The sequence below is a fragment of the Zoogloea sp. genome (assembly GCF_017302315.1).
Taxonomy (GTDB): Bacteria; Pseudomonadota; Gammaproteobacteria; order Burkholderiales; family Rhodocyclaceae; genus Zoogloea.
Genome location: NZ_JAFLDT010000025.1, coordinates 1 through 22,833 on the forward strand (window position 1 = coordinate 1; position 22,833 = coordinate 22,833).

General features: G+C 63.7%; 13 protein-coding genes. 10 read left to right on the plus strand and 3 right to left on the minus strand.

All coding sequences use genetic code 11. The features are described from left to right. The 9 genes from ileS to J0L98_RS09710 all read left to right on the plus strand — a co-directional run. A partial coding sequence (gene ileS / locus J0L98_RS09670; RefSeq protein ID WP_296411541.1) for an isoleucine--tRNA ligase occupies positions 1-2,511 on the plus strand: 2,511 nt, incomplete at its 5' end. A 26-nt stretch (positions 2,512-2,537) separates the two neighbouring features. Next, a complete protein-coding gene (lspA, locus tag J0L98_RS09675) occupies positions 2,538-3,032 on the plus strand; it encodes a signal peptidase II (RefSeq protein WP_296411542.1) in 495 nt (164 codons plus the stop codon). Then, entirely contained in the window at positions 3,029-3,460 is a 432-nt protein-coding gene (locus J0L98_RS09680) for an FKBP-type peptidyl-prolyl cis-trans isomerase (RefSeq protein WP_296411543.1), read from the plus strand. The genes lspA and J0L98_RS09680 overlap by 4 nt, the downstream gene beginning before the upstream one ends. A gap of 16 nt (positions 3,461-3,476) precedes the next feature. Continuing rightward, positions 3,477-4,409 carry a 4-hydroxy-3-methylbut-2-enyl diphosphate reductase gene (gene ispH, locus J0L98_RS09685; RefSeq protein ID WP_296411544.1) on the plus strand — a complete coding sequence of 311 codons (933 nt, stop codon included), beginning with the start codon at positions 3,477-3,479 and terminating at the stop codon, positions 4,407-4,409. A gap of 53 nt (positions 4,410-4,462) precedes the next feature. Further along, entirely contained in the window at positions 4,463-4,774 is a 312-nt protein-coding gene (locus tag J0L98_RS09690; RefSeq protein WP_296411545.1) for a hypothetical protein, read from the plus strand. A gap of 248 nt (positions 4,775-5,022) precedes the next feature. After that, positions 5,023-7,224, plus strand: coding sequence for a type I secretion system permease/ATPase (locus J0L98_RS09695; RefSeq protein WP_296411546.1), 2,202 nt, complete (start codon positions 5,023-5,025; stop codon positions 7,222-7,224). A gap of 4 nt (positions 7,225-7,228) precedes the next feature. Further along, positions 7,229-8,635, plus strand: coding sequence for an HlyD family type I secretion periplasmic adaptor subunit (locus J0L98_RS09700; RefSeq protein ID WP_296403783.1), 1,407 nt, complete (start codon positions 7,229-7,231; stop codon positions 8,633-8,635). A gap of 20 nt (positions 8,636-8,655) precedes the next feature. Further along, entirely contained in the window at positions 8,656-9,285 is a 630-nt protein-coding gene (locus J0L98_RS09705; protein ID WP_296411547.1) for a response regulator transcription factor, read from the plus strand. Positions 9,286-9,397: 112 nt separating this feature from the next. Further along, complete coding sequence (locus J0L98_RS09710; protein WP_296411548.1) at positions 9,398-16,672, plus strand: retention module-containing protein; 7,275 nt, start codon at positions 9,398-9,400, stop codon at positions 16,670-16,672. An 81-nt stretch (positions 16,673-16,753) separates the two neighbouring features. On the opposite strand, the gene J0L98_RS09715 is transcribed toward J0L98_RS09710, so the two are convergent. Beyond that, complete coding sequence (locus J0L98_RS09715; protein ID WP_296411549.1) at positions 16,754-18,682, minus strand: LapD/MoxY N-terminal periplasmic domain-containing protein; 1,929 nt, start codon at positions 18,680-18,682, stop codon at positions 16,754-16,756. A 10-nt stretch (positions 18,683-18,692) separates the two neighbouring features. After that, positions 18,693-19,307: a transglutaminase-like cysteine peptidase gene (locus J0L98_RS09720; protein ID WP_296411550.1), complete on the minus strand. Its 615-nt coding sequence runs from the start codon at positions 19,305-19,307 to the stop codon at positions 18,693-18,695. Between the two features lie 413 nt (positions 19,308-19,720). Here J0L98_RS09720 and J0L98_RS09725 point away from each other — a divergent pair, with 413 nt between their 5' ends. Beyond that, complete coding sequence (locus J0L98_RS09725; protein WP_296411551.1) at positions 19,721-21,547, plus strand: TolC family outer membrane protein; 1,827 nt, start codon at positions 19,721-19,723, stop codon at positions 21,545-21,547. Positions 21,548-21,641: 94 nt separating this feature from the next. Here J0L98_RS09725 and J0L98_RS09730 read toward each other — a convergent pair whose 3' ends face one another. After that, complete coding sequence (locus J0L98_RS09730; protein ID WP_296403795.1) at positions 21,642-22,745, minus strand: aromatic ring-hydroxylating dioxygenase subunit alpha; 1,104 nt, start codon at positions 22,743-22,745, stop codon at positions 21,642-21,644. Positions 22,746-22,833 lie beyond the last annotated feature (88 nt).

The following is a 22,833-nucleotide window of genomic DNA, read 5'->3' on the forward strand; positions in this document are numbered from 1 at the left end:
GGCCTCCCCATCGAGCACAAGATCGAAGTGACCCATGGCAAGGGCCTGCCCGCCGACAAGGTCCGCGAGCTGTGCCGTACCTACGCAGGTGAGCAGATCGAGGAGCAGAAGAAGGACTTCATCCGCCTTGGCGTGCTGGGCGACTGGGACAAGCCCTACCGCACCATGGACTTCGGCAACGAAGCCGGTGAAGTGCGCGCCCTGGCCGAGATGGTCAAGCGCGGCTGGGTCTTCAAGGGGCTCAAGCCGGTCAACTGGTGTTTCGACTGCGGCTCGGCCCTGGCCGAGGCAGAAGTCGAATATCAGGACAAGGCCAGCCCGGCGGTGGACGTGGGCTTCCCCTGTGCCGAACCCGAAAGGCTCGCCACCGCCTTCGGCCTTTCAGCCCTGCCCGCCGGCAAGGATGCCTGGGCCGTGATCTGGACAACCACCCCGTGGACCATCCCCGCCAACCAGGCCCTCAACGCCCACCCGGAACACGAATACGCCCTGGTGGACACCCCCCGCGGCCTGCTGGTGCTGGCCGCCGAACTGGTTGAAGGCAGCCTCAAGCGCTTCGGCCTCGAGGGCAGCATCGTTGCCCGCACGGCAGGGGCCAGGCTCGAGAAGATCAACTTCCGCCATCCCTTCTACGACCGCCTGTCGCCGGTCTTCGTCGCCGACTACGTGGGCCTCGACGCCGGCACCGGCATCGTCCACTCGGCCCCGGCCTACGGTCTGGAGGATTTCAACTCCTGCAAGGCCAATGGTTTCACCAACGACGACATCCTCACCCCGGTGCAGAGCAACGGCGTGTATGCCGAATCCCTGCCCTTCTTCGGCGGCCTGCACATCTGGAAGGCCAATCCGGTCATCGTCGACAAGCTGCAGGAAGTCGGCGCCCTCTTCTCCCACGAGAAGATCACCCACAGCTACATGCACTGCTGGCGCCACAAGACGCCGCTGATCTACCGGGCCACCGCCCAGTGGTTCGTGGGTATGGACCTCAAGCCCAACGGCGGCCCGAGCCTGCGCGAACTGGCCCTCGGCGGTGTGGACGCGACCCAGTTCTTCCCGGCCTGGGGGCAGGCGCGCCTGCACGCCATGATCGCCAACCGGCCTGACTGGTGCATCTCGCGCCAGCGCAACTGGGGCGTGCCGATTCCCTTCTTCCTCGACAAGGCCACCGGCGAGCTCCACCCGCGCACCGTGGAGCTGATGGAAGAAGTCGCCCAGCGCATCGAGAAGGAAGGCATCGCCGCCTGGTTCAAGCTCGACCCCGCCGAACTGCTGGGTGCCGAAGCGGGCCAGTACGACAAGATCAGCGACACCCTCGACGTCTGGTTCGACTCCGGCACGACCCACTGGCACGTGCTGCGCGGCTCCCACCCCGACGGCCACGCCAGCGGCCCGCGTGCGGATCTGTACCTGGAGGGCTCCGACCAGCACCGCGGCTGGTTCCACTCGTCACTGCTCACCGGCTGCGCCATCGACGGTCACCCGCCCTACAAGGCCCTGCTGACCCACGGTTTCGCCGTGGACGGCGCCGGCCGCAAGATGAGCAAGTCCCTCGGCAACGTGGTCGTGCCCCAGGAAGTCACCGGCAAGCTCGGCGCCGACATCCTGCGCCTGTGGGTCGCCTCCACCGACTATTCCGGCGAGCTGTCCATTTCCAAGGAGATCCTTGACCGTGTCGTCGAGGTGTATCGCCGCCTGCGCAACACCCTGCGCTTCCTGCTGGCCAACACCGCCGACTTCGACGCCACCACCGACATGCTGCCCGTGTCCGAATGGCTGGAGATCGACCGCTACGCCTTGGCCCTGACCCGCAAGCTGCAGACCCAGGCCGAAGCAGACTACGCCGGCTACGAATTCCACCGCATCGTGCAGGCCCTGCAGAACTTCGCCTCCGAGGATCTTGGGGCCGTGTATCTGGACGTCCTCAAGGATCGCCTCTACACCACCCAGGCCAAGTCCGCAGCCCGCCGCTCAGCCCAGAGCGCCCTGTGGCACATCCTGCAGTCGGTGGTGCGCCTGATGGCACCCATCCTGTCCTTCACCGCCGAGGAAATCTGGCAGCTCCTCGTCAAGGATGCGGACGACAGTGTGATGCTCCACACCTTCCACGCCCTTCCTGCCCAGGACGGCGAAGATGCATTGCTTGAGCGCTGGACGGCGATCCGCGCCATCCGCGCCGACGTGCAGAAGGAGATCGAGGCCGTACGCGCCGCCGGCCAGGTGGGCTCTTCCCTGCAGGCCGAAGTGGAAATCCGTGCCGCAGAAGGCAAATACGCGCTCCTCGCCAGCCTCGCCGACGACCTGCGCTTCGTGCTGATCTGCTCGAAGACCACGCTCATCAAGGTGCCGTCCGAGGCCGACGAGGCGATCCTGGTCAGCCCCTCTGCCCACAAAAAGTGCGAACGGTGCTGGCACTACCGGGACGATGTGGGCCATGACGCCGATCATCCGGAACTTTGCGGCCGGTGCACGTCCAATCTCTACGGCACCGGCGAAGCACGCACGGTCGCCTGAGCCCCCTTCCCACCGGAGCCCAGCCCTTGAAATTACGCCTAGGCAACTGGATTGGCCTCTCAGCCATCGTCGTGCTGGTAGACCAGTGGACCAAACACCTCGTCCGCGGCGCCCTGCGCAACGGCGAGGTCATCCACGTCACCGACTACTTTGACCTCGTACTTGCCTTCAATCCTGGCGCGGCGTTCAGCTTTCTCGCCGACCAGGGTGGCTGGCAGCGCTGGTTCTTCGTGGCACTGGCCGCAGCCATCTGCGGCTGGCTGCTACGCCTGCTGGCCCGCCATCAACATGAATTGTTGCAGCCCCTAGCCTTCTCCCTGATCATCGGCGGAGCCATCGGCAATGTCATCGACCGCTTTGTCTTCGGCGCAGTCGTCGACTTCCTGTATTTCCACATCGGCCGCTACGGCTGGCCCGCCTTCAACGTGGCCGACTCCGCCATCTGCGTGGGCGTCGTCCTGATGTTCATCGCCCAGGTTCGCGAGAGCCGCCACGCCACCGCCCAAGAGAAACTCTCATGACCCAGATCGTCCAACCCGACAGCCTGCTGACCCTCCATTACCGCATTTCCCTCGATAACGGGCAGGCGCTGATCAGCACTTTCGAGTCTCAACCGGCCACCATGCAATTGGGTCACGGTGACATCGCCCCGACCCTCGAACGTTGCCTGGCGGGCATCACCGTCGGCGAGCGCCACACCTTCCTGCTCGAACCCGAGAACGCCTTCGGTGTTCATCGCGAAGACCTGGTCGAGAAGGTCCGTCTCGAGGACTTCCCGGACGGCACCGAGGTGGAGCCCATGGTCATCATGGAATTCACGGCGCCCGACGGCACCCGCTACCCCGGCTTGATCCGCGAAGTGCTCGACACTCATGCCATCATCGACTTCAACCACCCCCTGGCCGGCAAGTCCATTCGCTTCGAAGTCGAAGTGATCGGCGTCAACTGAGCCCCGGAGCCCCAGCATGGAAGTCCTGCTCGCTAACCCCCGCGGCTTTTGTGCCGGCGTCGAACGTGCCATCGAGATCGTGGAACGTGCCCTCGTCCAGTTCGGCGCGCCAATCTATGTTCGCCACGAAGTCGTTCACAACCGCTTCGTGGTGGATGGATTGCGCGCCAAGGGCGCCATCTTCATTGAATCCCTGGATGACGTGCCGGCCGGCAACACCGTGATCTTCAGCGCCCACGGCGTGCCCCAGTCGGTACGCACCGAAGCCGAAGCCCGTGGCCTGCGGGTGTTCGACGCCACCTGCCCATTGGTCACCAAGGTGCACATCGAAGTAGCCCGCATGCGTGATCAGGGACGCGAACTGATCATGATCGGCCACAAGGGTCACCCGGAAGTCGAAGGAACCATGGGTCAGGTCAAGGACGGCATCTACCTGGTTGAATGCGTCGCCGATGTGGCCGGGCTGCAGGTTGCCAAGCCCGACATGCTCGCCTACGTCACCCAGACCACGCTCTCGGTGGACGATGCAGCGGCCATTGTCACCGCCCTGCGCGAGCGCTTCCCGGACATCGTCGGCCCCAAGAAGGACGACATCTGCTATGCCACCCAGAATCGCCAGGATGCCGTGAAATTCATGGCCCCCCGGTCCGACGTCGTTCTGGTGGTCGGTTCGGTCAACAGCTCCAACTCCAACCGCCTGCGCGAAGTCGCCGAACTGCTCCGCGTGCCGGCCTACCTCATCGACAACGCCGCCGCCATCGACCCGGCCTGGATCGTCGGCAGGAAACGCATCGGTGTCACGGCGGGAGCCTCCGCACCGGAAGTCCTGGTTGACGAGGTGATCGCACGCCTCAAGGAAATGGGGGCCGCATCCGTAAAGTCCTTAGATGGTGTTCCCGAACGGGTGACCTTTCCGCTGCCAAAGGATCTTCAGACTCCGGCGGCATGAATGGAAGGGCGCCTTGCGTGGCGCCCTCTTTCATCCCTGCGCGAGTGCTGCTCATGCCCTACGTTCAACGCGATGCCCAAGGCGTCGTCACCGCGGCTTTCACCGCCTCGGGCCCCGACCACCGGGAGGAACTCCCGGCCGGCCATGCCGATCTCGCTCCCTTTTCCGGCCCGGCCGAGTTTGCAAGGCTGGACGCGGATCTAATCCGGGTGATCGAAGATGTGGTGGACGTCCTCATCGACCGGGGCCTCCTGCGCCTCACCGACCTCCCGCCCGATGCCCAACGCAAGCTGCTTGCCCGCAAGGGCGCCCGGGCGCGCCTGCGACAGGGGCTCAATCTGCTGGGCCCCGACGACGTGATCTGATCCCGTGCAGGCAGATCTGCAAAGCGCCCCGGTTTCACGCGAGCGAACTCGCCCCCACGCCAATACCGCTTCACACGCAGCGGCACCGGACTTCAAGAGCGCCCGGCGGCACCTGCCTGGAGGCTCAAGTTCCCCCTGCGACACCCGTTATCCCTACAATCCGGAAGCCATCGGCCTTGCCCATGGCATCTCCCCCGTCAGCTCGCCAGGCTGCCGGACCGTGAAACGACCACGAAGTGATTGTGCCGATGACCGACGCTGCATCCCCAGCCACACAGCCCCGCATTCCCGATGCGGGTAGCCCGGACAACGGGTGGCAACCGGGCGAAGCCTCCACCCATGAAGACCCGTTGCTTGATGCGCTGGTCGTCCTGACCCGCCTTCACGGTACCCCCTTTACGGCAGAAGCACTCTCTGCCGGACTGCCCCTGGTGGACAATCGCCTCACACCTTCACTGCTGCCGCGGGCCGCAGCCCGCGCAGGCCTCACCGCGCGGATCGTCCGCAAACCGCTCTCCGGGATCACACCAAACCTGCTGCCGGCCATCCTGCTCCTGCACGACCGCCGTGCCTGCATCCTGCTCGAACACCTGCCCGATGGCGGCATGCGAGTGCGCTTCCCCGAGGCTGGCGAGTCTGCCGACGACCTGACAGCCGAAGAACTCGCCGCGCTCTACACAGGGCTGGTGTGCTTCGTGCGGCCGCGTTTCCGCTTCGAGGCGCGCTCCCCCAAGGTCAATGCAGTACGCGCCAGCCATTGGTTCTGGGGCACGGTCATGGAGAACTGGCGCCTTTACCGGGACACCCTGCTGGCCGCGCTGGTCATCAACCTCTTTGCGCTAGCCATTCCCATGTTCTCGATGACGGTCTATGACCGGGTGGTCCCCAACCACGCCGTCGAAACCCTGTGGGTCCTCGCCATCGGCGCCATGTTGGTCCTGTTTTTCGATTTCGTCCTGCGCACCCTCCGGGCCTACATCGTGGACACCGCGGGCAAGCGCATCGACGTGCAGCTTTCGGCGCGCATCATGGAACGGGTTCTCGGCCTGCGCATGGACGCGCGCCCGGCCTCCGTAGGGTCCTTCGCCGCCAACCTCCGGGCGTTCGAGGGTGTCCGGGACTTCATCGCCTCGGCCACCGTCACGACCCTCATCGATCTGCCCTTTGTCGTGCTCTTTCTGATCGTGATGGTGTGGATCTCCCCGTGGCTGTTGCTGCCCCCTCTGGTAGGCATGCTTGCGGTGCTTTTCGTCACCCTGGTGTCCCAGGAAAAGATGCATGAACTCACCGAAACCACCTACCGGGCAAGCGCCCAGCGCAATGCCACCCTGGTGGAGAGCCTGGTCGGGCTCGAGACGGTCAAGACCCTCAGCGCCGAGGGCTTGATCCAGCGCCAGTGGGAACGCGCCACGCTCTTTCTTGCGCAGATCGGGGGCCGCCTCAAGCTCCTGTCATCCGGCACGGTCAACTTTGCCCAGTTCATGCAGCAATTCGTCAACATCGCCGTCATCATCGTCGGCGTGTATGAACTATCCGAAGGCAACATGTCGATGGGGGGGATCATCGCTGCGTCAATGCTGTCGGGCAGGGCCATGGCGCCCCTCGGGCAGGTGGCAGGCCTGATGATGCAATATCAGAACGCCCGCACCTCCCTGGCCTCGGTCAATTCCCACATGGAGCTGCCCATCGAACGCCCGGAAGGCGCCAGCTTCGTGCACCGCCCCAGCTTCAGCGGCAACATCGAGTTCAAGGACGTCAGTTTCTGCTATCCCGGCCGTGATCAGGCCGTGCTCAAAAAGGTCAGCTTCCGCCTGAAGGCCGGTGAAAAGGTGGCCATCATCGGCCGCATCGGCTCGGGCAAGACAACCATCGAAAAGCTCGTGCTCGGCCTTTACCAGCCCACCGAGGGTGCCGTTTTCATCGACGGCATCGACGCGCGGCAGATCGACCCCGCCGAGCTGCGCCGGGCCATCGGCTTCGTTCCCCAGGACGTGACCCTGTTCTACGGGACCCTCAAGCACAATATCGCCATGGGCGCCCCCTTCGCCGACGACAGCGCGATCCTGGCCGCTGCCGAACTCTCTGGCGTCAAGGAGTTTGCGGATACCCATCCCCAGGGTTTCGAGATGCCGATCGGAGAACGTGGCGAGTCCCTCTCCGGCGGTCAGCGGCAAGCCGTGGCGATTGCCCGGGCGCTGCTCAATGACCCGCCCATGCTGCTGCTCGACGAACCCTCCAGCAGCATGGACCACCAGAGCGAGGAAGGCCTCAAGCAGCGTCTACGCCGCTTTGCGGCGAGCAAGACAATGATCCTGGTGACCCACCGAACCTCATTGCTCGATCTCGTGGACCGCCTGATCGTCCTCGACCAGGGGCAGATCGTCGCCGACGGCCCCAAGGCCCAGGTGGTCGAAGCCCTCCAGCAGGGCCGCATCGGACGGGCGGGGTGACATCATGAAATCACTCATTCCCCTGCTGCAACGGCTCTACGATCCGCTTTACCAACGCTGCTCACGCCTCTTCGACCGCGTCCTGGACGGCGCCGAGCGCCGTGAGATCCACGATGACTCGGACTACATGGCCGATGCCGAATGGGCCATGTCGGAACAAAAACTGCGAGGAAGCCGGATTGCCGTCTGGATAACCTGTACGGCGGTGTTCGTGCTGATCGTCTGGGCAGCATTTGCGCAGCTTGACGAAGTCACCCGTGGCGAAGGCAAGGTCATACCCTCGCGCCAGGTTCAGGTAATGCAGAGCCTCGACGGCGGCATCGTATCGGAGATCCTGGTCAAGGAAGGCCAGCAGGTAAAGACCGGACAGCTCCTGCTCAAGGTGGATCCGACCCGCTTCGTGTCCTCCCTGAGGGAGAACCGGGCCCAGTACATCGCCCTCCTCGCCAAAGCCGCGCGGCTCACTGCCGTCGCGAGCGGCAAGCCCTTCATACCGCCGCCCGAACTGATCAAGGAAGCGCCCGATCTGGTCGAGCAGGAGCGTAGCGCCTACGAAAACAAGCGAATGGAACTCGAAGCCGCGGTGGGTATTGCCCGTCAGCAACTTACCCAGCGCCGCCAGGAGCTCAACGAACTGATCGCCAAGCGCGAGCAGGCCACCCAGAGCTACACCCTTACCGCCAAGGAACTCGAAGTCACCCGCCCCCTCGCCAAGACCGGTGCGGTCTCCGAAGTGGAACTCCTGCGGCTCGAGCGGGACGTGGCCCGCTACCGGGGTGAGCGGGACGCTGCGGGCGCCCAGATTCCCCGCATCCAGGCCGCCATTTCGGAAGCCCAGAACAAGATCGACGAGGTCGGGTTGAACCTGCGCAATCAAGCCCGCAGCGAGCTCTCCGACACCAACGCCAAGCTGGCCGCCCTGTCCGCCGGCAGCGAGGGTCTGGCCGACCGGGTCAAGCAGGCCGAGATCCGCGCGCCGATGAACGGCACCGTGAAGCAGCTCTTCGCCAACACCGTCGGCGGCGTGGTCCAGCCCGGCAAGGAGATCATCGAGATCGTGCCCAGCGACGACGCCCTCCTCCTCGAAGCACGTGTCCAACCCAAGGACATTGCCTTCCTGCGCCCCGGTCAAGCCGCGCTGGTCAAGTTCACCGCCTACGACTTTTCCACTTATGGCGGGCTTGAAGCAACCCTGGATCACATCGGAGCCGACACCATCACTGATGAGAAGGGCAATGCCTTCTACATCGTGCGTGTCAGAACGACCCGCAGCACCATCGGCGATGCCCACATGCCCATCATCCCCGGCATGGTCGCAGAAGTGGACATCCTCACGGGCAAGAAGTCGCTCCTGAGCTACCTGATGAAACCCGTTCTGCGCGCCAAGGCCAACGCACTGACGGAACGCTGACCGAACATCGCCCCACACCCATGAGCACTCCGCAACCCCTGCTGATTCTCACCCCGGACGACCTGCTGGCAGAGCGCTGGCGGGCGCTCTCCTCCAGTCCGATCCGCGCCACCGAGCTGAGTGGGCTCGACACCTGGCGCAAAGCCGGTCATCGCCTCGTGGTTGTCGACCTGGGTGGATATCCGCCCGCCGCCCCGCCGCTGTGGACCCAAGACGCGTGGCAGAACAATGCCGCGGATCTTGCCATTCTCGCCACCTCATCCCGTCCGGACGACGAGGAAGGCCTGGCCGCACTGAACGCCGGCGCCTGTGGCTACTGCCATAGCCACGCTCCCATCGATACCCTGCGTCAAGCACTTGAAGTCATTGCAGGCGGCGAACTCTGGGTTGGCCGCGCCCTGCTCTCGCGCCTGCTGCGCCTTGTGGACAGCCGGCTGCCCCGTGCCGGGCTGGCAGACTGGGCCCGTCCGCTGACGGAACGTGAGCGGGAAGTGGCCCATCACGCCGCACTGGGCGAAAGCAATGTCGCCATTGCCGATGCCCTCGGCATCACCGAACGTACCGTCAAGGCGCACCTCAAGGCCGTCTTCGAAAAGCTCCAGGTTGCTGACCGCCTGCAGCTTGCCCTCCGGGTGCACGGTGTACGTTGATCATCCTCCCGCGTGGCATCCATCACGCGACCTGTCCTTGTGGACAATGGCGGCGTCTTCCACCCCGTCGTAGATTCCGTCTCATCTGAAAAACCGATCATCGGAGACCATCATGGCCACCTCGCCCTCGACAGCCAACGTCACCACCAATGCGCTCGCCAAAGGCACCGTCGTATTCGTCCAGGGCGAAGCCTACCTTCGTGACAACAGCGGCAAGCTCAGCGCGATCAAGCCCGGAGACGTGGTGACGGAAGGTCAGGAGATCGTGACCCGAAACGGCGCGGTGGTTGAACTGCGTCTTCCGGGCGGCGCAAAGGTCAGTATCGGCCCCGACCGCGAATTGCTGCTCAACGACGAGTTTTTTGCCACGGCGAGCCCTGAGCGCAGCGAAAATGCCGTCTCCAGCCTTGGAGCCGAGGCGGACCGGGTGATCCAGGCCTTGAACGCGGGCAAGGACCCCTTCGAAGATCTCGAAGACCCGGCCGCCGGCCTTACCGGTGGCGGTCTCGGCGACCAGACCCACGATTTCGTGCGCCTTGTCCGGATCCTCGAAGAGGTGACCCCGGTTTCCTACGACTACGCCACCACGGGAGACGGTGTCGAGTTTCTTCCTGCTGCAGCGCTCACGACGCAGACCATCAACACCCCACCGCTTGCCACCGATGACAACATCACGGGCACCGAAGATCAGCCTCTGGTCGTGGACGTTCTTGCCAATGACAGCGACGCCAATAATGACGCCCTGAGTGTCACCGGCGCCACGGCCGTCAATGGACAGGTCACCATCAATCCCGATGGCAGCCTGCGCTATGTGCCCAACCCAAACTTCAACGGCACCGACACCGTCACTTACACCATCAGCGATGGCCGGGGTGGCAGCTCGACGGCAACGGTGACCATCAACGTCACCGCGGTCAATGACGGCCCCGTCGCCCTCCCCGACGTCGCCACCACACCCGAAGACACCCCGATCACGGTGGCCGTTCTCGGCAACGACAGCGACCCGGACGGTGACCCCCTCACCGTGACCGGCGCCACCGTCGACCCCACGCGCGGAACCGTCGTGGTCAATCCTGACGGCACGCTGAATTTCACACCGGCGCCGGACATCACCGGCACGGTCGTCATCACTTACACGGTCAGCGATGGCAAGGGTGGGACGGCAACGTCCACCCTCACGGTAACCGTCACCCCGGTCAATGACCAGCCCGTCGCCAATCCGGACACCGCTACCACCCCCGAGAACACCCCGGTGACGGTATCCGTGCTGGGCAACGACAGTGATCCGGAAGGCGACCCCCTCACGGTCACGGGCGCAACGGTGGACCCGACGCTTGGCAGTGTCGTGGTCAATCCCGATGGCACCCTCACGTTCATACCGGCCAACAATACCAATGGCCCGGTCGTCATCACCTACAGCATTTCCGATGGTCAGGGTGGTAGCGCCACCAGCACGGTCACGATTGACGTGACCCCGGTCAATGACCCGCCCGTCGCCAACCCCAGCACCGCCACCACCCCCGAAGAGACCCCGGTGACCCTCAACGTCCTGGGCAATGACTCCGATCCGGATGGCGACCCCCTCACCGTCACCAGCGCCACCGTCGATCCGGCCAAGGGCACCGTCACCATCAACCCCGACGGCACCCTCGCCTTCAACCCGGCGCCCAATTTCAACGGGTCGGTGGAGATCACCTACGCCATCTCAGATGGCAAGGGTGGCTCCGCCACCAGCACCGTCACCGTCAATGTCACACCCCTGCCCGACGCGGCCACTATCAGCAGTGGCACGGGTACCACCCAGGAAGACACGGTGTTGCTGGCCGCCGGCACCCTGACCATCACCGACCCGGACGCCGGTGAGGCCGCCTTCCAGATTCAGACCGGCGTCCCCGGCACCTACGGCAGCTTCTCCATCAGTGAGTCCGGCAACTGGACCTTCACCCTGGACAACGGCAATCCCATTGTCCAGAGCCTTGCCAACGGTGATTCACGCACCGAGTCCTTCACCGTGCGCAGCGTGGATGGGACCGAAAGCACCGTCGTCATCACCATTCTCGGCACCAACGAAACCATCGGCGCACCGGGCACCGGTGTCGTCAAGGAAGACAACCCCGTTTCGGCCAACGGCACCCTCACCGCCAGCGGTGGCGCCACCTTCGTGCCCCAGCCGACCACACCGGGTACCTATGGCAGCTTCACCCTCAACCCAGACGGTACCTGGACCTACCTCCTGGACAACCCCGCCAGCGTCGTCCAGAGCCTGGGCGAGGGCCAGACCCGCACCGAGGTCTTCCCCGTCACCCTTTCTGACGGCAGCACCAGCACCGTCACCATCACCGTGGTGGGCACCAACGACCCGGCCCTGATCGGCCCGGGCACCGGCGACGTCACCGAGGACACCCAGCTCAGTACCGGCGGTACCCTGAGCATCACCGATGTGGACAGCGGTGAAGCCGGCTTCCAGCCGCAAACCGGCGTCGCAGGCACCTACGGCACCTTCAACCTGGATGCAGGTGGCAACTGGACCTACACGCTCAACAATGCGCACCCGAGCGTTCAAGCCCTGGGCGTTGGTGAGACGCTCTCGGAAACCTTCCCGGTCTTCAGCACGGACGGCACCGCCAGCAGCGTCCTTGTCACCATCAACGGCACCAACGACGGCCCCGTCGCCAACCCCAGCACCGCCACCACCCCCGAAGAGACCCCGGTAACCCTCAACGTCCTGGGCAATGACTCCGATCCGGATGGCGACCCCCTCACCGTCACCAGCGCCACCGTCGATCCGGCCAAGGGCAGCGTCACCATCAACCCCGACGGCACCCTCGCCTTCAACCCGGCGCCCAACTTCAATGGGCCGGTGGAGATCACCTACGCCATCTCCGATGGCAAGGGCGGCACTGCCACCAGTACCGTCACCGTCAACGTCACCCCGGCCAACGATGCCCCACTGGCCGTCAATGACAGCGCCACCACCACCGAGGACAGCCCGGTCAGCCGCACACCGGCCACCGGCGTGCTCACCAACGATTCCGATATCGACAGCCCCAGCCTCACCGTCTCCGGTGTGCGCACCGGCACCAGCGGTGCCTTCACGGATCCCGGCGCCGCCGGCGTGACCCTCACCGGAACCTACGGCTCCCTGCTCATCCGTGCCGACGGCAGCTATACCTACACGCCCGGAGCCGCCGCCCAGGCCCTCAACACCGGCGACTCCGTCCAGGACGTCTTCTCCTATCAGCTCAGCGATGGCAGCCTCACCGCCACCGCCAACCTCTCCATCACCGTCACCGGCGCCAATGACGCCGCCGTGATCACCGGCCTGGCCACCGGATCCGTCAAGGAAGACACCGCCGGACAGCTCACCGCCACCGGCACCCTCGCCGCCACCGATGTGGACAGCCCCGCCACCTTCACGCCGGCCAGCGCCAGCGGCACCTACGGCAGCTTCAACATCGCCGCCAACGGCACCTGGACCTACGTCCTCAACAACACGGCCGGCAACGTCCAGGCCCTGAACGAAGGCGACTCCCGCACCGAGACCTTCACCGTCACCACCGCCGACGGCACACCCCGCAACGTCACCGTCACCGTCCTTGGCTCCAACGAGACGCCGACCGTCGCCAACGTCACCGCCTCCGGCGCCGAAGATCCGGCCACCCCCATCCCCGTCACCCTCACCGGCACCGATGTGGATGGCACCGTCACCAGCCTCACCCTGGCCGATCTGCCCGCCAACGGTACCCTCTACCGCGATGCCGCCATGACCCAGCCCGTCACCGCAGGCACGCCCCTCGCGGCCACCGCGGGCGCCCTCACCCTCTACTTCCAGCCCGCTCCCAACTGGAATGGCAGCACCAGCTTCCACTTCACCGCCACCGACAACAACGGCGCCTCCTCGCCGCAGGCTACCGCCACCGTCAACGTCACACCGGTAAACGACCCACCGGTGGCCATTGCGGACACCGGCAGCACCGATCAGAACACCCTCCTGTCGAAGGATGCTGCCAGCGGAGTGCTGACCAACGACAGCGACATCGATGGAGGGAGCTTGAATGTGACCTCGATCTCCTTCGGAAGTGGTAGTGGTGTCCCGGTGGCCTCCGGCGGCACAACCGTCACCGGCGCCTTTGGTAGCCTGCTGATTGCCCCGAACGGCAGTTACACCTATACCCCGGGCGATGCGGCCAAGGCGCTTGTCGCCGGCCAGTCAGCCAACGATGTCTTCACCTACAGCGTTTCTGACGGCAATGGCGGCACCGCGACAACCACGCTGACCATCCAGGTGAACGGCCTGAACGATGCGCCGGTAATCGGCGGTGTTGCTACCGGCAATGTGTCCGAAGACGGAACCCTCGCCACGGGTGGCAGCCTGACCATCACGGACCCCGATGCGGGCCAGTCGTCCTTCATCGCCCAGACTGCCCAGGGCACCTATGGCACGCTGAGCTTGCAATCCAACGGTAGCTGGAGCTACAGCCTCGATAACGCATCCACCAACGTGCAGTCCCTGAAGCAGGGAGAGGTGGTCGAGGACCACTTCAACGTTCAAGCCGCCGATGGCACGGTGACCACTTTGGTCATCAACGTTACGGGCACGAACGATGCGCCGGTAGTCGGAACAGCCACCGTGAATGTTTCCGAGGAGGGCTTGGCGGCAGGTATCGCTGACAGCAACGGCAGCACAGACACCACAAACCTGACCACCGCCGGTGGCACGATCAGCGTATCCGACGTGGATGGCAATCCCCTCAACGTGACGCTGACCGCACCGACGACGGCGCTGACATCCAATGGCGTCGCCATCACCTGGACAGGGAGTGACTCCAAGCTGCTGATCGGCAGTGCCGGTAGCGTGGAAATCGTTCGGGCGACGATCAGCGATGACGGCACCCACACGGTGAAACTATCCGGCCCGATCGACCATCCCGTCACGACCGAGGAAGACCTCCTCACCCTGGACCTGGGGATCAAGGTCAGCGACGGCGTGACCACCACCACCAGCACCCTGACGGTCAACGTGGAGGACGATGCCCCCAAGGCCAGCTCCGTCGTCCAGGCCGTCGAAGTTCCGCCCCAGGACACCAATCTCCTGATCATTCTCGACAACTCCGGCAGCATGAACACGGCAGATGGCGTAGGCGGCACGACACGTCTGCGCTCGGCGATTACGGCGCTCAATCAGTTGATTGACACCTACGATACGCTCGGTGAAGTTCGCATCCGCATTGTCACGTTCAATAGCTCGGCCTCAGCAGTGGGAACCACCTGGACGACGGTGGCCGTGGGCAAGGGGCAACTCGCCGCAGTGTCGCTGGGTGGAACCACCAACTACGACGCGGCGATCGCCGCCGGGGAGGCGGCATTCACATCAACGGGCAAGCTCGCCTCCGGCCAGAATGTGGCCTACTTCCTGTCCGATGGTGTTCCGAATTCCGGCACCGCCATCGGAACCGCCGACGAGACCGCCTGGAAAGCCTTCCTGACCGCCAACGACATCACCAGTTACGCCCTCGGCATGGGAACCGGTGCATCTCAGGCTCCGCTGAATCCGATTGCCTATGATGGCCTGACGGACACCAATCTCGACGCCAAGGTCATCAGCGACTTCAGTCAGCTATCAAGCGCGCTGCAGGCAACCGTTCCCCAGTCGGCCAGCGGTGACATTCTTTCCGGTGGCCTGCTGGGCGGTGCATCGGGGTTCGGTGCCGACGGTGGTCACATTCAGTCAATCAAGGTGGATGGAATCACCTACACCTATGACCCGACGGGCAGCACCGGTGTCTCGGTCACGGGTGGAACCAGTCAGGGCACCTACGATCCGGCCACTCACCAACTGACCGTACGCACCGACGACGGCGGCACCCTTGTGGTGAACATGAACACCGGTGGCTACAGCTATACGCCCCGGCCAACCGTGACCACCCCGATTGTTGACGGTTTCGACTTCGTGCTGATGGATAAAGACGGCGACACCGCGGGGGCGAGCGTAACCTTCAACGTGAGCCGTGAGACCGAAGCCGTTGTCACCCTGACCAGCACCAGCCAGCTGATCGACTCGAGCACCCTCGGTCTGGCCGGGGAATACTACGGCTACAACGAGACCACCTCAGGTGTCACCCGTACCCACGCCGACGACACCACGCTGGGCAATCTTGACAGGCTTTCGGACATGACGACCATCGTCAATGGACGTAGCGGAGAGAGCATTCTCGGCACTTACGAGGAGGCACCTGCCTCGGGATCTGACGCCACGTTCAGTGCCGACAAGATCGATTACGGATTCGGCTACACCACCGGCAGCACTACCGCGACAGCAGTCAACGGCAACCTGGGCAACAACCCGACGCTCGGGGCCAACCTGGATGTGAACTCGGGGGCTCTCTACAACTTCCTCCGCGGCGGCACGACCGGCTCCGACGCAGTCGATCTGAAGACCACCACGGGCATTGGCAACACCACCGATTCCGGTCTCCGCTTCGTTGGCATGATGAACGTGGCGGGTGGCACCTACGACATCCGCGTTACCGCAGATGACGGTTTCCGGGTCAATATCGGTAGTGCAACCGTGGCCATGTTCGATGGCATCCAGTCGCCCACGGAACGTGTTTTCACCAATATCAGTCTGGAGAGCGGCCTGCAGCCCCTTGAGATCGTCTATTGGGAACAAGGGGGCAACGCGCGCCTGCGCATCGAGGTCAAGTTGAGTAGCGAGCCAGTCACCGCCTACAAGACCCTGGGCACCGAGGAGTTCGCCCTGTTCACGCCCACCAGCGCCCCGACACTGACCGAGACGCAGGACATCATCGAGAGTACGACCCAGAACGGAGCCTGGCTGCTCCGCTCCGGCGAGCGGCTTGACGGCACGGACGGAAACGACCACATCACCGGTAGTGATGGGAAGGACGTGATCTACGCCGGCCTTGGCAATGACACGGTAACCGGTGGCAGCGGCGCCAGCCTGATTTCCGGTGGAGCCGGCAATGACACGCTCACCGGTGGCCTGGGCTCGGATACCTTCAAGTGGTCCCTGGGTGATGCGGGCACGGCCGGAGCTCCGGCCATCGACGCCATCACCGACTTCGACAAGAGCGCGGCCCTCAGCGGCGGTGACGTGCTTGACCTCAGTGATCTACTACAGGGTGAAAGTCATAGCGGAGTGACCCCGGGCAATCTGGGTAGCTACCTGCACTTCGAGAAGTCGGGCACCGACACCGTCGTGCACATCAGCAGTACCGGGGGCTATACCGGCGGCACCTTCAGCCCGGCGGCAACCGATCAGAAGATCGTGCTGCAAGGTGTGGATCTGACCAATAGCGGAGCCCTGAGCACCGATGCGCAGATCATTCAGGATCTGCTCACCAAGGGCAAACTGAGCGCCGACTGACGCCCGGAAGACCACAAAAAGAAGGGGGCCTCGAGAGAGGCCCCCTTCTTCCGCCGCCAGCTCAGTGCCGCCGCCCAATCATCAGGAAACGGCCATACGCCTCGAAGCCTCGGGGCCGGTCATGCCACCAACCCCGAGCGCGCCAGCCGCCGCCCATTCCTCGGTCGAATGAACCTGCTCGGCATACACAACCACATCCAGCCCCCGCGCCACATCGACGATGGCCTTGACGAGGCGTTGGTGCCCGGCATTTTCATGCAGACCCGCGACGAAGCTGCCATCCAGTTTGAGGTAGGCCAGGCGCAGGGCATACAAGCGCGGCAAGGCGGCTAGCTGTCGCCCGAAATGCTCGATCCCCAAATGTGCGCCATGCCGTGCAAGCACTTCCGCCAAAGGCTCAAGCCCGGCCAGACTGGCGTCCAGCCCCCGCTCGCTGACCTCCACGGAAATCCGCGACGCGGCCTCTCCGGCCGTCGCCAACAGGATGTCGAGCGCATCGAGGAAGCCGGCCTCAATGAGGGAACGGGGCGCCACGTTGATCGCAATGGGCTCGGCGGACGCCGCAAGGCGAGCAATGCCGAGCCGGACCGCCTCAAGGTCGCAGGCCGCCGCGAGGCCCACCCGAACCGCGGCCGGCATGAACTGCCCGGCCGTCAACACCGCACCGCCGGTCGGCAGCCGAAGCATGTACTCCCGATGGACCAACCGACCCTCGGCGCTCAGTACGGGATAGCCGGTGAGGGTGAATTCGTGGCGGGACAGCGCTGCGTCAAGCATCTCGCGCCATCCCTCGGCTCCCGGCACCGGGATGGGCAAGGGGGAGCCGCCCGGCTCTGCCACGATACAACCCTCGGCTTCGGCGCGCATCAGGGCAGAATCGACGCGTGCCATCAAAGCCCCTGGCGTATCGTCACGCCGATAGGCCACGGCTGCAGCGTCCAGGCGCAAGCGATACGCACCGTCGTCCAGTTCAAGATCCAGCGCGATAACGGCGCTGCACAGACGCTCGAGCATCGCTCGTCCGTCAGCCAAACCCAGGCCGGGAACCAGCACCCCGAACTCGGCACCGCCAAGGCGCCCCAATGCCACATCGTCTCCCTCGGCCAGCCCGACCCTCAGCACCTCGGCCACGGCGGTCAGCCACTCATCGGTCCGCGCCCGCCCGAGTTTCTGATTGAGTACGACGAGATCTGCGATGCGCAGCACGGCAAGACAGCCTCCCGGTGTCACGTCCGGGTCGGAGAGCACCCGACGGAGTTCGCCGTTGAAGGCCGCCCGATTCAGGAGGCCCGTCCCACTGTCGTGACTGCCCTCGTCACGCAATAGCGCTATGCGGCCGGCCTGCTCGGCAAACAGCATGCGGACGCGCTCGGACATACGGTTCAGTGCGCGGGCCATGCTCTGGAGTTCAAGCACTCGCGGTTCGTCGATGACCCGGAACTGGCCGGCGCCGATGGCCTCGGCCTGCTCGGCCATCTCGTCCAGGGGCCGGCGCACCCAGCGCAGCAGCATCGACACGGCCATGGCCCAGAACAGGCCGATTGCGAGCATCACGCTTCCCAGCTGCAGAGATCCACGCCACAACGAACGGTACGCATAGCTGCGTGCTGCCAGTACGTTGACCTTCCCCACCTGCCTCCAGCCATCGCTGACCAGGGCCTGCCCCGGACGTGCCTCCAGGGGCACCAAGGAAATCAACCAAGCCGGTACGCCTTCGGCCGTATCCTCCTGGGTGCGCTCGACAAGTATGCGACCTGATGGGTCGGTGAAGCGGATCTGACGATAGTGCCCGCCATCGAATAGCGCCGTCACCAGTAGTTCCATGGTCGCAACGTCCTTGCTTTGCTGGGACATGGACAAGGCCAGCGATACGGCACCGTCACTGGCCTGGGCGCTCAACTGCTGCTCGAAGTAACTGCGCGCAGTCAAGAGGCTGACGGTGAAGGCGCCTACCAGCACCACCGTCATGGCCACCACCACGCTGATCCACAATCTTCTCAGGAGGGACATTTCCATTCCTTCACGGCGTATAGCCTTCCGAACGCATGCGCAAGAGCAGCTCCCGCCAGCGGGACACCCGGTCCACCGGGCTCGACGCCTGGCTGGCACCGCCGACAAAGACACCCTGCATGTTGAAACTGAAAACAGGCGCGAGATCCGGACGCCCCGTTGCCGGCCGGATCTCGGAAATCAGGTTGTCGAGCACCAGGGGTACGGCGTCCGGCGATGGGTAATAGCTCAGGACCATATGAGCCTGACTCACGCCGCTGCCTGCACCGCCCACGGTGGCCCGTACATAGGTCATGCGCAAACGGTCTTCGGCAATGCCAAGCTCACGCAAGGTGAAGTACTTGGCAAAGACGAAGTCCTCGCAGTCTCCTGCACCCCGGGCAATCGTCTCCATGGGCGTTGCCCAGTAGTCGGCTTGGGACCACACCGCATTGTCGTCGGCAAAGCGGACGCGGCGGTTGAAATAATCATTGATCCTGCGAAGCTGCTCATCCTCACCCAGACCACGCCAGCCGCCTAGGGCATTGCGCCACGCATCAACGGCTTCACCCCCCGCCGACCCAAAGCGCTGCTGAGCAGCAAGTCGCATGCGCTCCAGCTCAAAGCCACCCTGAACAACATCCACCCCCCCGCCGGCGAGACAGATGACCCCTAGCAATCCTCCCAGACGGCGCAGAGCCAACAAGTGAACTGCGCCGCGGAGAGGAAAGTGAAATGGCATCACGGAACGGAAAACACGTACTTCCTGCACGGAGTGCCCTGGGGACAGCATGCCCGGTGGATCAGATGTGCTTGGGGCCAGAAGAGTGAGGATCAACGGCAGGGATCGGAAAAAGTTAAGCTTTGCGCTTTGCCGCCGACAATTGTGAAATATTTATTCGGAACAAGCATCCAGGCCATGTAACCGAGCCAGGAAAGAAATAATGCGCAAATCAAGCGTCCAACGACGCCTAAAATCGTGCTGCATTCTGGAAAGACAGCTCATCGCATGATCAGCCTGCACTCCAGAACCCCTTCTCCCCCAAGAACGAGATGACAATGTTCAACGCAACAACGCTCTCCGCCAGCCTCGCGCTTTGCTTCGTGGCAACATCGTTTGCCCAGGCGGGAACCCCCGGCACGCTTCCGGACGCCATCGAAAAGGCCGTTCTCCGCAACCCCGAGGTGCTTGCCCGACTGCACAACTACCAGGCATCTGACGCTGAACGGGACGTGGCACGCGGAGGCTTGTTCCCTCGCATCGACCTGCAAGGCTATACCGGCCGGGAACGGCGTGAAACGCCGACCAGCCCTTCCGACACCTACACGCGGCCCGGCTATCAACTGCAACTGCGCCAGTTGCTCTTCGACGGCTTCGCCACCGGCAACGAAGTGAAACGCCTGGGGTTCGCACGGGCGGTCCGGTATTTCGAACTCCTTGGCACCACTGACGAGATCGCCTACGAGGCCGCTCGTGCCTACCTGGATGTCCAGCGCTACCGCGACTTGAGCAGATTGGCCCAGGAAAACTGGGCCATCCACAAGGAAACCGTGGACCAGATCGAACGGCGAGTGAAAGCCGGTGTGGGCCGCCGCGTGGACCTGGAGCAAGCCTTCGGCCGGCTGGCCCTGGCCCAATCCAACTGGCTGACCGAAAGCTCCAACCTCCACGACGTCAGCCAGCGCTACCAACGTGTGGTGGGTGAAGCACCCGCGGACAAGCTCGAAGCAAGCCCGGCTCTGGGTCAACAATTGCCCGTCGAAAAAGACCTGTTGCGGCAGGCGATCAATGACAACCCCAGCTTCCGTGCAGCGGTCGCCAACATCCGCTCCTCCCGGGCCAATATTGACGTCCAGCGTGCCAACAATCTGCCGACAGTCGAGTTTCGCGCCAGTACCGGCATGGACAAGAACCTTCTTGGTGTTACCGGTGAAACCAATTCGACGGCGCTGCAGGTGCTGCTCAACTGGAATCTCTACAAGGGTGGCTCCGATGAGGCGCGCATCCGCCAGTCCCACGAGCAGCTCTACAACGCCACCGATCTGCGTGACAAAGCCTGCCGGGACGTCCGACAGCAAACAGCGATCGCCTGGAACGACGTGAAGAAGCTCAAGGAGCAACTCGTGTACCTGGAACAGCACCAGCTTTCCACCGAGAAAGCTCGGGATGCCTACCGTCAACAGTTCGACATCGGCCAGCGCAGCCTGCTTGACGTACTCAACACCGAAAACGAACTCTTCGATGCCAAGCGGGCAACAGTGCGCGCCCGCTATGATCTGACCCAGGCCGAACTGCGCGTACTCACCCAGACGCATCGCATTCTGCCCGCGGTGCAACTCACCTCCGTCGCCAAGACGGCCCCCGAGGAAGCAGGCGTCACAGACCCGGCACAGGACGACGTGGTCCAATGCAGCACCGAACTACCGAACGTACCGCCTCTTGACACTATCGGTGCCATGCGGGGTCGCCCTGAACCTGCGCCCGTACCCCTGCCTGCCGCCAGCGCCACGGCAGCAGCGGCCGTACCCGTGGCGGCCACCACGCCTGCCGCCGCCCCCGCCATCGAATCGCTGATCAAGTCCTGGGCGGCCGCCTGGTCTGCAAAGGATTTCAAAGGCTACAAGACTTTCTATTCGTCCCGCTTCCAGCCCGAACAGGGCAAGCTTGATGCCTGGATGGCCGTGCGCGAAAAGCGCCTCGCAAAACCCGGCGATATCACGGTGACGGTTGAAAAGCTGAACGTGCGCAACGTATCCGCCACGGCTGCCGAGGCTAGCTTCACCCAGCACTACCGATCCGCCGACTTCAAGGACGCCGGGCCAAAGACGCTTCACTACGAGCTCGAGAACGGGCAATGGAAGATCGTCCGCGAATCAAATCGCTGACCCCTCCACTCCAGCCGCCCCTGCTTTTCACGAGGCGGCATCAATAAAAAAACGGGAGCCAATCGGCTCCCGTTTTTTACTGCGTTCGGACACGTCAGAGGTGTGGCTGGATGATGCGCCGATAAAATTCGTGAAAGTGCTGCATCCCGTCTTCATAGGGTGACTGGTAGGGCCCGACCTCATTGCGCCCCTCACGCATCAATGCCAAACGCCCACGATCCATGCGCTCGCCAATATCGTCGTCCTCAATCGCGGTTTCCATATATGCGGCCTGCTCGGCCTCAACGAAATCGCGCTCAAACTCGAGGATCTCTTCGGGATAGTAGAACTCGACCACGTTGGTGGTCTTATTCACGTCCGTCGGAATCAGTGTGCTCACCACCAGCACATGGGGGTACCACTCGACCATGATGTTGGGAAAGTAGGTCAGCCAGATGGCACCGTGCTTCGGCATTTCGCCGCCATGACAGGCCATGACGGCCTCGTGCCAGCGCTTGTAGGTGGGGGAACCGGGCTTCTGAAGGGAGGTGATCCCGACGCGCTGCACCGAATACCATTCACCAAACTGCCACGTCAGGTCATCGCAGGTGACGAACTGACCAAGCCCCGGATGAAAGGGCACCACGTGATAGTCCTCGAGGTAGACCTCGATGAACGTCTTCCAGTTGTAGTTGCAGTGATGGATCTCGACCTTGTCGAGCTTGTAACCGGCAAAGTTGAGCTCCCTTGCCACCTGCATGCCCGCCAGATCGGCATTGGCGGAACGGGGACCCTTGAACAACAGGCCCTGCCAGTTCTCTAGCTTTTGACGCTGTAGATTGAGACAGGGATTGTCCGCAAAATGCGGTGCTCCAATGAGCAAGCCGTCGGGATTGTAGGTCCAGCGGTGAATCGGACAGACGATGTTCCTGTCAGCCGTTCCGGCGCCTTGCAACATGATGGCCTGGCGATGGCGGCAGATGTTGGACATCTGGTAGAAGCCATCCTCACGATTGATCAATAGCTTGGAGTGGTCCAGCCATTCGAGGGAACGGTACCGATCAAGCTCCGGCACCATGAGTTCGTGGCCGACGTAGCCCGGACCGGCATCGAAAAGGAGACGTTTCTCCAGTTCAAAAACCTTGTCATCGAAGTACCACGAGACCGGCAACTGGGAAACCGCCGGCGAAAGAAGTGCCTGAGAAGCAATGTCAGACATCCCGAACCCCCTGATTCAAAGCGAAAGCCCGAAACGTAAAACGCGAGATTATATAGTATTACGCGTTTGACCTGAAGCCCGGCCATAG